The 14673-nt window shown below is 29.5% G+C and carries 7 protein-coding genes; 4 read left to right on the forward strand and 3 right to left on the reverse strand.

The genetic code is table 11. The annotated features are described in order from the left end of the window. The 3 genes from AC061E_RS10290 to AC061E_RS10300 all read right to left on the reverse strand — a co-directional run bounded on the left by AC061E_RS10290 (nucleotide 1) and on the right by AC061E_RS10300 (nucleotide 8769). Nucleotides 1-5604: a non-ribosomal peptide synthetase gene (locus AC061E_RS10290; RefSeq protein ID WP_478286164.1), complete on the reverse strand. Its 5604-nt coding sequence runs from the start codon at nucleotides 5602-5604 to the stop codon at nucleotides 1-3. A gap of 808 nt (nucleotides 5605-6412) precedes the next feature. Next, nucleotides 6413-8422 carry a tetratricopeptide repeat-containing sensor histidine kinase gene (locus tag AC061E_RS10295; RefSeq protein ID WP_478286165.1) on the reverse strand — a complete coding sequence of 670 codons (2010 nt, stop codon included), beginning with the start codon at nucleotides 8420-8422 and terminating at the stop codon, nucleotides 6413-6415. A gap of 110 nt (nucleotides 8423-8532) precedes the next feature. After that, nucleotides 8533-8769 carry a hypothetical protein gene (locus AC061E_RS10300; protein WP_478286166.1) on the reverse strand — a complete coding sequence of 79 codons (237 nt, stop codon included), beginning with the start codon at nucleotides 8767-8769 and terminating at the stop codon, nucleotides 8533-8535. Nucleotides 8770-8880: 111 nt separating this feature from the next. Between AC061E_RS10300 and AC061E_RS10305 the strand changes: the two genes are divergently transcribed. The 4 genes from AC061E_RS10305 to AC061E_RS10320 all read left to right on the forward strand — a co-directional run bounded on the left by AC061E_RS10305 (nucleotide 8881) and on the right by AC061E_RS10320 (nucleotide 14669). Beyond that, complete coding sequence (locus AC061E_RS10305) at nucleotides 8881-9555, forward strand: response regulator (protein WP_478286167.1); 675 nt, start codon at nucleotides 8881-8883, stop codon at nucleotides 9553-9555. Nucleotides 9556-11241: 1686 nt separating this feature from the next. Next, the gene (locus AC061E_RS10310) at nucleotides 11242-13071 is read left to right on the forward strand and encodes a GEVED domain-containing protein (protein ID WP_478286168.1); all 1830 of its coding nucleotides are present in this window, start codon (nucleotides 11242-11244) and stop codon (nucleotides 13069-13071) included. A 334-nt stretch (nucleotides 13072-13405) separates the two neighbouring features. Beyond that, nucleotides 13406-13564: a hypothetical protein gene (locus AC061E_RS10315; protein WP_478286169.1), complete on the forward strand. Its 159-nt coding sequence runs from the start codon at nucleotides 13406-13408 to the stop codon at nucleotides 13562-13564. A 307-nt stretch (nucleotides 13565-13871) separates the two neighbouring features. Beyond that, the gene (locus tag AC061E_RS10320; RefSeq protein WP_478286170.1) at nucleotides 13872-14669 is read left to right on the forward strand and encodes a hypothetical protein; all 798 of its coding nucleotides are present in this window, start codon (nucleotides 13872-13874) and stop codon (nucleotides 14667-14669) included. The last annotated feature ends 4 nt before the right edge of the window (nucleotides 14670-14673 follow it).

A 14673-nucleotide genomic window follows, 5' to 3' on the forward strand; every position in this document is an offset into this window, starting at 1 on the left:
TTATATATAAAATTTTTCAATATCAATACTGATTTTATCTTGCTCAATGTCAACACCATAAGCCACATAAACATTTTCAATTAAAACAGCTTGATCTTCTAATGTTCTATTTTTGAACAAATCATTAATAGAAATTTTCACTTCAAATTCTTTATGTATAAGACTAATTAATTTTGTGGCACTTAAACTATTTCCTCCTAATTCAAATAAATCATCTGTAGCCCCAATTTTCTGAATTCCTAAAACTTCTTGCCATATTAAAACCAACTTGTTTTCAACCTCATTTCTTGGAGCTACATACTCTTTTCTCATAATATCATCTCCAGATATCCTAGGTAAAACTTTTCTATCTACCTTTCCATTTGGAGTTAACGGTAATTTTTCCAATTCCACATAAAAACTTGGAACCATATAATCTGGTAACTTTTCTTGTAAAAATTTCTTCAGTCCCGTTTTATCCACGCTTGTAATCGACACTAAATAAGCAACTAATACTTTCTCCTGATTTGCTTCTTTTGACTCAACAATTACTTGCTTCAAATTTTCTGAATACAGTAATATCGTATTTTCTATCTCACCTAGCTCGATCCTGTAGCCTCGTATCTTAACCTGATGGTCTTTCCTTCCCAAAAATTCAATGTTACCGTCCGGCAACCACCTGCCCAAATCTCCTGTGTCATACATTCGTTCTCTGGCTGTAAAAGGATTCGAGATAAACTTCTCTTTTGTAAGTTCTGGTTTGTCAAAATACCCCCTAGCTATTCCTGCCCCAGTTAGGTAAATTTTCCCCACTACTCCAACGGGAACTAAATGAAAATCAACATCTAAAATATAAACCTGAGTATTAAATATTGGTTTACCAATTGGAAAGTTGACATAGGTTTTATTAAGTGCTTTATAACTTGTACTATATGTTGTATCCTCTGTTGGTCCATATAAGTTTCTAACCTCAATTTTTTCTGTCTGAAGTTTTTCCACAATATCAGGAGGTACAATTTCTCCCGCCATATTTATAAAAACTACATTCTTTAAATCTATGTTATCTTCTAATAAATTTCTAACTACGGAAGGCACCGTATTTAATGCTACTTTGTTTTCCTTATTTATATAATTTTTTATTTCCAAAGCATTATTTAAAACCCTAATTTTTTTCCCTATTGCTAAGGTGTAAAAAATCTCATATATTGATAAATCAAAACAATATGATGTTGCAGCATACATGATTTCAAATTTTGACTGATCAAATTCCAATTTTGACCAATTAATCAATGCTGCTGCATTTCCATGTTCTACCATTACCCCTTTTGGATTCCCTGTGGTACCTGACGTATAAATTACATATGCCAAATCATTTGATTTGTTTATCTTATCCGGATTCTCTTTCGAATATTTCTGCTGAACTTCTGTAAATACACCTAAAGTTTGTTCATCAATAACAATCTTGCTATTGCTATCCTTCTCGATATAAGCAATTCTTTCCTGAGGATAATTAACATCTATTGGAACATAAGCCGCACCCGATTTCAATATTCCCAGAATAACGATAATCATCTTCTCGCTTCTATCGAGCTTTATACCAATCAAATCATCCGGTTCAACAGCATAATGATCTCTTAAATAAAAAGACAATTGGTTTGCCTTATCATTTAGCTCCTGATACGTTAGTTGTGTATCTTCAAATACAACGGCAATATTATTTGGTGTGTTGGCGACCTGCTCTTCAAATAAGTCTATTATTGTTTTATCTTTTGGATAAGCTACCGCTGTATCATTAAACCCAAACAACAACTGTTGCTCTTCTTTTTTAGTGAGGTAGCCGATCTCCTGAATAGGTATTTCTGGCTGTTCTATAGCAGCCGAAACAAGATTCTCAAAATGAGTAAACATTCTTTCTATCAAATACGCATCATAAATGTCTGTATTATATTCAATGGTCAGGTCTAATCCTTCTGTTTCTGCAAAAGTGAAGGTAATATCAAATTGCGATGTTTTTCTGGAAAACTCATAATCACTTACCTGAAAATTTGCCAGTTCCTCATTATTAATATTATTCAACTGTCCTTGGTTTTGTAAAACCACTAGAATATCAAATAAAGCGTTACGACTCGTATCCCTTTTTAAGTTCAGTTTGCCTACTAATACATCAAAAGGATAACTTTGATATTCGTAAGCTCCCAATAAAGTCTCTTTTTGGGATGCTACCAGATCAGAAAAACTGGTTTCTCTTTTCAATTTAGTCCGTATGGCAAGCGTATTGAGATACAAGCCTATTTGGTACTCCAGATCCGGATGTTCTCTGCCTGCTATTGGTGTTCCAATTATGATGTCGTCTTGACCTGTATATCTATGCAACAAAGCATTTATTCCCGACATTAAACTCATAAACAAGGTAATACCTTGTTCTTTTGAGAATCTTTTCAATTTCTCTAAAAACACTCTTGAAAATCTGCTTGTAAGGCTCTCTCCATTATAAGTCTGAATTAATGGTCGGATTTTAAAAGTTGGTAAATCCAATACTGGCAACTCTCCTGCAAATTGTTTAAGCCAATAATGCTCAGATGCCTGATACTTCTCGTACTGTATTTCGTTATTGAGCCACACCACATAGTCTTTGTATTGATGGCTTAATTCTGGTAAGGAAATTTCTTTTCCTTGTGTTAATGCATTGTAGGTTTTCACAACCTCTGATATCAATACTTCTATTGACCATCCATCTCCAATGATATGATGAAGGGATAAGAAAAATACATATTCTTCTTCTTTTAATTTGATTAAAGAAGCTCTGATAAGCGGTGCATGTTCTAAATCGAAAGGCTCATTATTTATTTCATGTAAATGATCTGAAATGACTTCTACTTGATTTTCTGTTGCACTATAGTCCTGCTCTGCTATCTTAAAGTTGACCTGCTCTGTTGGTAATATATATTGTCGAACATCTCCAAACTGATTTGTTTTGAAGCAGGTTCTCAAAATTTCATGACGATCGATCAATCGTTTAAAAGATTCTTTAAATTTAGTCCCATCAACAGCTCCTGTTAGTTTGACTGTTGCTGGCATATTATATGCCAGTGAACCGCCTTCCAACTGGCTCAGTATCCACAGTCTGCTTTGCGAAGATGTCAACGGATAAGAGACCGCTTCTTCTGCTATGGGTATTGCTATAAAATCCTTCTCCTGTAACTCCTTACTCAGGCCTTCTATCGTTGGATTGGCAAAAAACACCTTAAAAGATACTGCTTTTCCTAATTGCTTACGTGTACGGTTGATTACTTGAGCTATAATCAAACTATGTCCTCCTAACTCAAAGAAATTATCGGTTATTCCTATTTGCTCAATTCCTAATACTTCCTGCCAAATTAGAACTAAATTTTCTTCAGTTTTGTTTCTTGGTCCTAGGTACTTATTTCTTATGACATCTTCTACAGAGATACTCGGCAAAGAGTTCCTGTCTATTTTTCCATTAGGAGTTAGGGGTAATTTTTCTAATTTAATATAAAAAACAGGAACCATGTAATCTGGCAATTTCTCTTGTAGAAAGCTTCTCAATTCCGATTTATCTATGTTTGTCGTCGATACCAGATAGGCAACCAATACTTTATCTTGGTTTTTTTCTTTTACTTCAACAGCTACTTGTTTTAAATCATCTGAATACTGTGAAATTGTATTTTCTATTTCTCCCAGCTCAATTCTATATCCTCTGATTTTTACTTGATGGTCTTTTCTCCCTAAAAATTCAATATTCCCGTCGGGTAACCACCCCGCTAAATCTCCCGTATCATACATACGCTCCCCTTCTATAAAAGGGTTTGCCACAAACTTCTCTTCAGTCAATTCTGGCTTGTTTAAATAGCCTCTGGCCACACCTGTTCCTGAGACATACATATTTCCCGAAACTCCGATTGGTAACGGTTGCAATGCTTCATCTAAAATGTAAATTTGCGAATTAGAAATTGGTCTGCCTATTGGAATAATTGACTTATCAATATCATTTTTTGTCACTTTATAAATTGACACACAAACAGCACACTCTGTTGGTCCATAAGCATTATAATAATCAATTCCTAATTCTACAAGAGCTATTGCTTTAGTAGGATTAGCCGATTCACCAGCTGTAATAATACATCTTAACCCTGAAATATCATTATCGGACAATAATCCTAAATAACTAGGAGGAAAAGTGATTACTGATACTTTTGTTTCTTTTAAAAAACTTATAAATTGATCTTTATCTTTTATTGTTTCTTCTGTCGGAATGTATAGTGTAGCACCACTATACAAACTCATCATAATTTCAGATATAGAGGCATCAAAAGCAACAGAAGCAAACCATACCACTTTATCACTTTCAGTAATTTCAAAAGTTCTAATCTGATCTAAAGACATGTTTATGTTACTGGTATGCTCAACCATTACTCCTTTAGGTTGGCCAGTAGAACCAGAAGTATAAATTACATACGCTAAGTCTTTGACTGAAATAACTGCATTGATATTCTCACAAACATTAACATCTAAATCTACTGTACTTACAGCTAATGTGTCGCAATTATCAAATTCTAACTTGACATTATCAACTATTAATAATTTTAAAGCACTATCCTTTATCAAATAGTCAATTCTTTCTTGAGGATAATTAATGTCTATAGGTAGATAAACAGCGCCTAACTTTAATATTGCCAATAACGAAATGATTCCAATATCTGATTTAGGCAAAAGCACGCCAACTATATCTCCTTTATTTATGATATGTTTAGAGGAAATATAATTGGCTAGCTGATTAGCCTTTTGATTTAATGCTACATAAGTTAATTTAGATTCTTCAAATACAATCGCTATATTATTTGGAGTTTTCTCTACTTGATCTTCAAATAAATCTACTATCGTTTTATCTTTCGGATAAGCTATATTGGTATCATTAAAATCTACTAATAATTGTCTTTTTTCTTTTTCGGATAGTAGTGAGTATACCGATAAATTAAAAGCTACATTACTTTCTAAATTAACTATAAATTGTTTAAAATGCGCCAATAGATATCCAACTATTGTTTTATTCACAAAACTTTCTAAATAAGAAACATGAATTTCTATATCTTCATTCTCATTTATTTGTACTTTCAACAAAATACCGTTACATTTCGATTTAAAGTTGGAGTTTATATTAATGCCATAATTAGAAAAAATGCTCAAATCATCAACACCTATCTTTTCAGATATAATATCATTAATTTTGTCTGAATGTTTAAATGTCTCTAAAATTTCACATTTTACTTTGTGAAGATATTCTTTAAATGTTGTATTTAAATCTATAGGAAATGATAAAAGCAATGAATTATATTGATCTTCATAGTCTGAAACAATATAACCATCAAATCCATTAATCAGTTTCTTTAACAAAAAAGAATAAATAGCACTTATAACAGTATATTGAGCTATTGGATTTTTATTGGTAAGAATATTAAAATAATTTAGTTCATTAACATCAATAGTTACACAAGGAAGACTATATTGATTCTGCTCCATCACTAAAACTTCATCCCTATTTAATATCTTTTTCTTCCAATATTTCGAAACCAAATTAATATTATTTGACACCGTATTCTTATCCATAAATTTAACATTAATATTTTTTTGTCAAAACCAGCATCCTCTTGTACAGCTTAATTTAACAACCACTTTGAAGGACCATATAAGGCTCTTTATTTCCATTCTAAACTATTTTATACAAAGTCTAAATCTTCTCATAAACCTTCAAAATATTAATTTTTTAGCATTTAGGCATAATTGATTTTAAGCTAAAATAGTAGTAACATTAATCTAAAAATTACGGACTTTTTATATAAAAATTACGGACTTTCTCACACATTACACAAAACATTAATAATGAACTAAATAACTCTACAGATATTATTATAAAAATGATTTCTTCCTTTAAAACATATAAAAAAAAACATTTAACGTCTTATTCAGCAAAAAAACACTTATGTTTATACTGTTTCAACTCAGTTACTTTTAGAGGACTGAGGTAAGGTCTTTTGGATTTTAATAAGTTTGAAATACAATAACTTATATTATTTATATAGTTTACACTATATTCATTTGGAGAATTTGGATGAGATTGAATGATGTTAATTGATATAAATTTTTTGATTACGTAGAATTGAGTGAGAAATAATATATGTATTTACAAAAAATGATGTGTGAAGTATTTTTTAAAAGTAGTATATAAGTTTATTTTTAGAAACTTGAAAATAGAATATGCATAGAACACACCTTCAAAAAAATTACGTGAGATTGTAAAATGTATTTGAAAAATCGGTGTGAACTTTATAAAAATGGAAAGAAATACTAATGAAGCGTAAAATATTGTTAATCCTCTGTAAACGCAACTTAAATTTATCCTTTTTGAATAGACCATTTATGTTAATGACTGAAAATCAAATGTAACTTCAATTTTTGTCCCTTCTCCAATTATTGATTCAATATTAAATTGGCCTTTTAAAGAATTCGCTCTTTCTTTCATATTAATAATTCCAATGCCACTTTTTTTATTTTTAATATCAAATCCTTCTCCATCATCAGTAATACTTAGTTTTAAAAAACTGCTACCCATCCTCTGAATTTTTACATTACAATTTTTAGCATTTGAATATTTATTAATATTTAAAATAGCTTCTTGAATTATGCGATAGACATTTATTTTATATATATTTTGAATAGTTGCCCATTCAAACATTTCATCATTAAAATATTTAAACTGAGTACTACTAATATCTTTTTGATTTTCAATTAAACTTGATATCAACACATTAAAATCATTGCCGTCAAAAAAAGAACTTCGACTTAAGTCATGTGATATAGTTCTTATCTCATTCTCAATACTTTGTAATTCAGAAATATATTCTTTCCTTTTTTCAATTATTTTTGCGTCAATTTTAGAATTGAAAAAACCTAAATTCATTCGAACACCATAAATTTTATTCATAACTCCATCATGCAATTCTTTAGCTATTTTAGCTTTTTCGCTGTCCTTTGCAATATCAATTTTTTTATGTTGCTCAGTCAACAATTGGTATATTTCTTCATTAGCTTTTTGTTGTTGATGCAAAAACTGTAACTCTTTATTTTTATATTTTAAATATCTTAAAACAATAATTAGTACTAGTAATAAAATTAGTCCAAATGAAATAATTAGAATGTAAAAGTTATTTTTGGTCAAAACTTTATTTTCATCCTCTATTTTAGAAGTCTCATATTCAATTCTAGCATACTTATTATGAGTATTTTTTTGAACTATATTAGTACTGTCACTTACTTTAATATATTCATTTGCATAAAAAAACCTGTTCTTTTTATCAACTTCGGAGAGCAATTTCAATGAAGCCAAAATTTCATTACTGCTTTTAATTTTAATTGCTAATTGATTCGCTTCTTTTAAACTTTGAATTGATTTTATAGTATCCTTCTGAGTTAAAAAATATTCTCCAATACGAATCTTTTTGTACAAAACATCAGACTCTACTCCAATACTTTCAACAATTTTTAAGGATTCAAAAAACATTGATTCAACATTTTCATCATCACCATTTCTCATCTTGGAATAAGCCAAATTGCTCAAAACATTTGCATATAATCTAGGCCATTTCTTTTTCAAATCTTCTGAAAGTAGACCTTGTAATTCCTTTATAGACTTCGAAAACTCTTTTTTTAAATCATATAAATTACAAATATTAATAGTAGAAGTTACACTGTAATTATTTATTTCATCTTTATCATTATCATTAATTTTCATTTTTTCTAATTCACTTAATGCTACTTTGTGATACAGCAATGCTTCATCATAATTAGCCAATTTTTCTAAACAATTACCCATTAAAGTATTACAAGAATAAATCAACTGATGATTTGTAGATTTTTTAAAATATTGAAGTGCTTTTGAGACTTCAACTTCACATTCTATATAATTTCCATCATAAAATAAAATATAGGCTTTATTAAATAACATTCTCCCCACATTATCGTAGTCATGAATTTTAGCATATAATTTTTGAGCTTGTAAATAATAAAAGTAAGCACTATCTTTTTTAGAGTTTTCATAACAATCACCCACATAATATAAAGCTTTTGCAATTTTAACGCTATCTTGGGACTGTTTTGATAATTGTAAAGCTTTTAAACTAACAGATAAAGATTTTTTAGAATTATTAATATAATAATATTCAGAGGCAATATTTAAATATAAATTTCTAGTAATAGAATCATTCCTTTTAGATTTTAATAAATTGACTATTGAATCTAAATATTTCTCTTTTTTATTTTCTGACAAATCATCAATATGACTTTTATCAAATAAAATAGCTTTATTTTTTTGGCATGAAAAAATAAAGAGCATTAGAAATAAACATCCTATTTTAGTAAGAGTACTCAAAGTGAAATTATTTTGTTATAGTTTCAAATATAATAATTTGAAAACAAAGAAGACTATGCGATTTGTAAATAAACCACATAGTCATTATTAAAATTACCGCAACTTTTCCGTTAGCCTCTTGGTTTTGGATTACTTGGATCTCCTTCTATGGCATTTTCCTCGTTATTAAAAATTACATCAGTTGAATCAATTGTTTTTTCTTTTAATTCATTTTTCAAACGTGCCTGTGGTATAATTTTAAAATTGTCATTTTTAATTTCTGGCACTTCAGAAGCATAATCGTCTGAACAAGAATAAGTTAACAAAGAAACAAAGACAAGTCCTACAATATATAATTTGCTTTTCATAAAAAATTAATTTGGATTAATATCATTCACCACAAAAAAACATCTTTGATTTCTTTCAATTTTACGGTATAACCGTAATATTTAATTAATTTTGTATGAAATTGGATAAAAATGAACATGTGCCTTAATATTTTAATAGTCGATGATCACCCTATGACAGTTGATAGTTATATAAATCTGCTATCTGGTACCGATTTTCAAAAAAACGAACCAAGTTTTATAAAGAGCTATAATTGTGAAGATGCTTACAAAAAAATAAATTTTCAAGTAAAACAAAATACAAAAATTGATTTTGCTTTATTAGACATAAGTCTTCCTCCTTATAAAGAATTTAATATTGATAATGGAATTGATTTGGCTATACTCATTAGAGAAAAATTCGCAAATTGTAAAATAGTTTTGCTTACAATGCATAGTGAACCTTTAACAGTAGACAAAATCATTAAAGGAATAAAACCTGAAGGATTCATTTCAAAAAGTGATATTAACTTTGAATTATTTCCAATCATTTGTAAAAAAATTATTGAAGGTGATATATACAGAAGTAATACTATAATAGAATCTCAAAGAGAATTATTTAAAAGAAATATAAATTGGGATAATCATGACAATCAAATTTTAACCTTAATTTCTCAAGGGGTTAAAACTGTTAATCTACCTAACTATATTCCTCTTTCTATGAGTGCTATAGAAAAAAGAAAAGCAAACATAAAAGATCAACTTTTAAAAGGAAAAGGCAGCGATAAAGATCTAATTAGTCAAGCTAAAAAAATAGGATTATTATAAATTTATTTAAAAAAATCAATAATTCATTGACCATTATCTTGACATTTTTCGCTCAGTCTAAATGATAATATTTTAATCTCCGAATATCACTCCTTTACCAATACCCCGATAGTTTTTGTATTACCAACAACATTTTACCAAATGGAAAACAACTGGATATAGAGAACAAAAACTATCTCAAGCTTTGTTACATAAAGAGACATTATAGTTCATAAAGCCCACAACCCATCTATTCAAACTTACTGATGAGCCATAATAGCATTATAAAAAAAAGACGCTAAAAAAAATCGTCCTCCACAAATCCCAAATCACTGCTTCAATTGAACCTTTTTTTAACAATAATGCTACTGTTTTTTTTTATAAACTATAACCTGATCTATCAGTAAGTCGCTTAAATCGGTAATATATTAGTAGCTTTTGTAAGTGCTTCTCCTTTACATAATACATTCCTGCTGCACTATATAAAATATAGATGGCAGATAGAATTACTATTCGAAAAGATTAAGCAAAATTTTCCACTAAATTATTTTTTAGGAGATAATAAAAACGCAATTAAAATTCAAATCTACTTTGTCTTGATAATAAATCTTCTAATAGGAGTGATTAAGAAAAGTTTGAAAAAACAATGGTCTTTCGCGAATCTAGTTAGTTTTTGTAGAACTCATTTATTCAACTATATACATCAAACTAATTTTTTCAAAGTCCCGAAATCGACTGGGAATTAGACACATAAAACGATGGATAATTAGGACTATTTGAAAATTATTTAGCTACCGGGTAATTTAATAAATGAAACTAATAAAAATATTTTTCTATTTATTGAATTCTCAAGCAGTGGTAAAAAACAATTAAAGATAAGCTAAAACGTCATTAAGTTCCTAAATAGATAGAACAATCAACCCTCCGAAATTTTTTTATCGGACAACAATAATTATAAAATGAAAATTTTCAAAAAATCATCAATTACTAAAAACAAACAATTTGGGGCGTAATATCAGCTATAGAAAAAATATAATCATAAAATTTAATAAAAATGGTATAACATTCGTTGAAGAAAATGATTTGGTTTGGGAAAATGGCAATCTTCAAGTAAATAATTCAGAAATAGAAGAAATTGCTTTTGATAGTTCTTATAAAAATTGTTAAGTTTAAAAATCAATCTTTGTCTAATAATTACAAATAAAATACAAAATACAATAAATTTAATTCTACCTAAACTAATTGTACTTATAGTAACGTAAAAATCAATTGTTTTCCCCATCACCTAAGAAATATGATTCCAGAAATAATAGAGTTGATTATACTAGTGATAAGTGTAACTCTAATTTACTACCTTCTTTACTTAATAAAATACAACATAAAGAAAAACTCAAAAGTGGTGTAAAAAGAACTAATTTATCGTAGTATTTAAAAGATTATATAGATTTAAAGTTATATTGGAGTTTCCTATTTTTAATTATCCTTTGAATTATTTCTTTGCTCTCGATAGTAGTAATTTAATTGTTTAAATAAAGCAAATTAGAACTTTAAAGAATAAATTGGTCTATGCTAAAATTTAAATGCTAAACGCTTATAAGTATTTCTTACTAAATAATCACTTGGTTAGAGTAGTATGCAAAAAAGTAACAATTTATAGTGCGTTTTACTCAAAATTTGTTTTTTTTGTATTTTATAAAATAGTTGAAAATGAAGAAAACATTACTTACATGCGTTATTCTTTTAGGTACAATTTTAATAAGCCGCGCACAAAACTATTGCCTTGCGGATGAAATGCAAAAAAAAGCAGTCTCAAAAGATTTTACTTTAGATAAAAAAATAGCCCCATATAACACAAAAGGACCTTCGCTAGATATTCAAAAATTCTTACAGTCTAAAGGATTTTCTATGGATAAAATGGGAGCATATAACGGAAAAACCTATACTATTCCTGTTGTGATCCACATTATAGTACCTAATAATGAAGTTGTTGGAACCCAATTTAATCCCTCTGACTTAGAAATTCAAACATGGATAGATAACTGCAATAAAATGCTTAACACCACTTATGGTGATGTTGTTTATCCAGAAGGAAATGGACTTTTGGACGGTACAGTAATGCCATTCAAACTGGTTTTAGCCAAAAGAACACAATCATGCGAAACTACTAATGGAATTGTAAGACATTATGCATCAGCAGCTACATTACCGAATTATACAACATTTGGATTGGATGATACGAAAGGAGTAACAGCGAATCAAGTTAGAAATTTTGCGCCACATTGGTCTGAAACATCTTATTTTAATATCTATGTGATAAATGGTTTTAAAGGTAACTTCAATGGAGGGGATACGGGTTTTAGTGGTATGCCTAAAAACGCGGATATTAGTTATGATGCTTTTATGACTTATAGAGTTGCTACTAAGGTTGATTCGTTTAATGTTGGAATTTTACCTCACGAAATAGGTCATGCTTTAGGGCTAGGTCACACATTTGGTAGTGATTATGATTTTGACACCTCACCTTGTCCAGTTGCAGAAACAGCACAAAACTGTCTCAATGTCAATGACAATGTTTGTGATACAGCACCTGTAAAACCCTATCTTAATCCTCTTCCAGATAACACTATAGTAAATCCATGTACTGGAAGTAATTATGATGGCTCACAATACAACTTCATGGGGTATAATAGCGGTAGAAAATTTACTCAGGGACAAAGAGAGCGAGCTATTACAGAATTTTTAAGCTCAAGAGAAAATCTAACACTTTCCTTGGGAGCTACTCCAATAGCAGATAATTTTGGAGGAGGTATAGTAAGTAATGCTTCGTGTTCAATAACTACTACAAACAATTCTTCTAATAGTTGGTTCGGTCCTACTCTAGTTCAATTAGGAACTATCAATAATGTTACATACCCAAGATTGAGCTTTTCTCAAGGATTTTACACTGATTTCACTGTAAAAAATTGTGTCGATCCCTTTATCTATACTGATCTAACAATTGGGCAATCTTACACATTACAAGTAGGAATTGTAGGTTATTCACAATACATCAATGCTTGGATTGATTATAATGACAATGGTTCATTTGAAGCTTCGGAACTTGTTGCTACTTCTGGAGCAAAAATTTCTCCAACAAGTGGGTTTTATACAAATACAATTTGGTCAGCTACAATAACTCCGCCATCAACCGCAACTACAAACAAACCTTTACGATTAAGAGTGAGAACTGGTGATGAAATAGGAGCCTGTGATGCAACAAAAGAAGGGCAAGTTGAGGATTATACAGTAACCTTAAGACCTTCTTTAGGCATCAAAGAAGAACAAATTGCTGAATCAAAAAATATAATTTGGTACTCAAAAAATGAAAATAAGTTAATATCAAATAGTTATATGGGTAACTACAGAATATTTGATATTACTGGGAGATTAGTGCAAGAAGGAAATAACGATTCCAAAGAGACAATCTTAAACTTTAATACAGCAGGTATTTATATTTTTCAAAACGAAAAAATAAATATGAAGTTTACAAAGGAATAAACTATTTGTATTGACCATAATAGTTTGGAGACGAAAAAATAAGATGATATATAGCCACCTTTTTAAATATAAATAAGGGTAAACTTTCCTAATATTATTTTTGAAAAATATAATAAAAAAAAGGCAGACTTATATAATGTTCACAGTATGCCGATTTGATCTATGAAAACAAGCTCAAAATCGAAAACAACTATGAATTCTATTGCAGGCGGCAAGCTATTTATGAGCATCCTAACGCTTGTCTCGCTTTTGGCAGAAGAGTAATTAAAAGACACTGGGGATTTTACTTTATTACAACCAAAAAACGATCAAAACCGCCTCAGCGGATGTTGAAATGACCCCTGAAGATTATTTTTATAAAAATTATGAAAAAGCTTCTGAAAATCCATATGTTTATGGGTATATGCAGTTTGAACAATTTATTCAACTGTATGAAGATCAAAACCTGCGTAATTTTGAAAAATTTATTGAAAGTTATTTGGCTAAAAAATAATTTGAATACCAGCGTTACTAAGACGATTACTTTTTTTTTAATATTTAATAAATCACAACTGTTGTAAGTAACTGTGAACCCTTTTATTAAATCCTCTTTTTCATACTTGAAAATAATTATATTTACGATTCTTTAGATCGATTAAAAGACAATTCAGGTTGTGGAGATTTTGGAAATCGTAAAAAAGAGATTTGATAAAGTAGCAAAATATATTTCATAATAAGTATGATTAATAGGTTGATTTTTTTTAAAACGATACTCCTACTTATATAACTCAATAAAAAAGAACTTAGCACGTGTTAAAAAAATGATAGATTTTATTCAACAACTCAAATACCGCAATGAAACCCTATTTTTTTACGGTTTATTATGCTTTCTGCTTTCCGTAATTTTTATTATTCTTACCAAGTATACATCTACACAAATTTATAATGTAAATGCATGGTACAAGCCCTTTAAATTTGCTTTTTCAACCTTTCTATTTTCTTGGGCAATGGCTTGGTATTGTTATTACTTACCCAATTTCAATATCAAAATGTTCAATTGGTCTGTTATCGTTTTATTAGGCTTTGAGATTTTTTATATCGCTTGGCAAGCCAATAAAGGACAGCTTTCGCATTACAATATCAGTACTCCTATTTATGCAACCTTGTATTCTTTGATGGCACTAGCAGCCACATTGGTAACACTTTATACAGCTTATGTCGGCCTATTATTTTGTACACATTCATTTCCTAGTTTGCCGGATTACTATGTTTGGGCTATACGATTGGGCATTCTTATTTTCGTTATTTTTTCATTTGAAGGTTTTGCTATGGGGTCACGATTGAACCATAGCGTTGGTGCACTAAATGATAATTCAAATTGGTTTATCATTGGTTGGAGTAAAACTGTGGGTGACTTGAGAGTGTCCCATTTTATAGGAATGCATGCTTTACAAATACTGCCACTATTGTCATTCTATGTTTTGAAAAATACAAAACTAACTCTATCAATTGCGTTTGTATACGGACTATTGGCCTTGTTGACACTCATTCAAGCCTTACAAGGAAAGCCCTTAATCAAGGCTCCTGATTCGAAAAATGAAGTGACCCATACAACTTAAACTA

The organism is Flavobacterium sp. GNP011 (genome assembly GCF_056428925.1).

Bases quoted from the DNA above. Each gene is read 5' to 3' on its own strand.
- AC061E_RS10290 (WP_478286164.1), bottom strand. From the start codon at position 5,604: ATGGATAAGAATACGGTGTCAAATAATATTAATTTGGTTTCGAAATAT.
- AC061E_RS10300 (WP_478286166.1), bottom strand. From the start codon at position 8,769: ATGAAAAGCAAATTATATATTGTAGGACTTGTCTTTGTTTCTTTGTTA.
- AC061E_RS10305 (WP_478286167.1), top strand. From the start codon at position 8,881: ATGAACATGTGCCTTAATATTTTAATAGTCGATGATCACCCTATGACA.
- AC061E_RS10310 (WP_478286168.1), top strand. From the start codon at position 11,242: ATGAAGAAAACATTACTTACATGCGTTATTCTTTTAGGTACAATTTTA.
- AC061E_RS10315 (WP_478286169.1), top strand. From the start codon at position 13,406: ATGACCCCTGAAGATTATTTTTATAAAAATTATGAAAAAGCTTCTGAA.
- AC061E_RS10320 (WP_478286170.1), top strand. From the start codon at position 13,872: ATGATAGATTTTATTCAACAACTCAAATACCGCAATGAAACCCTATTT.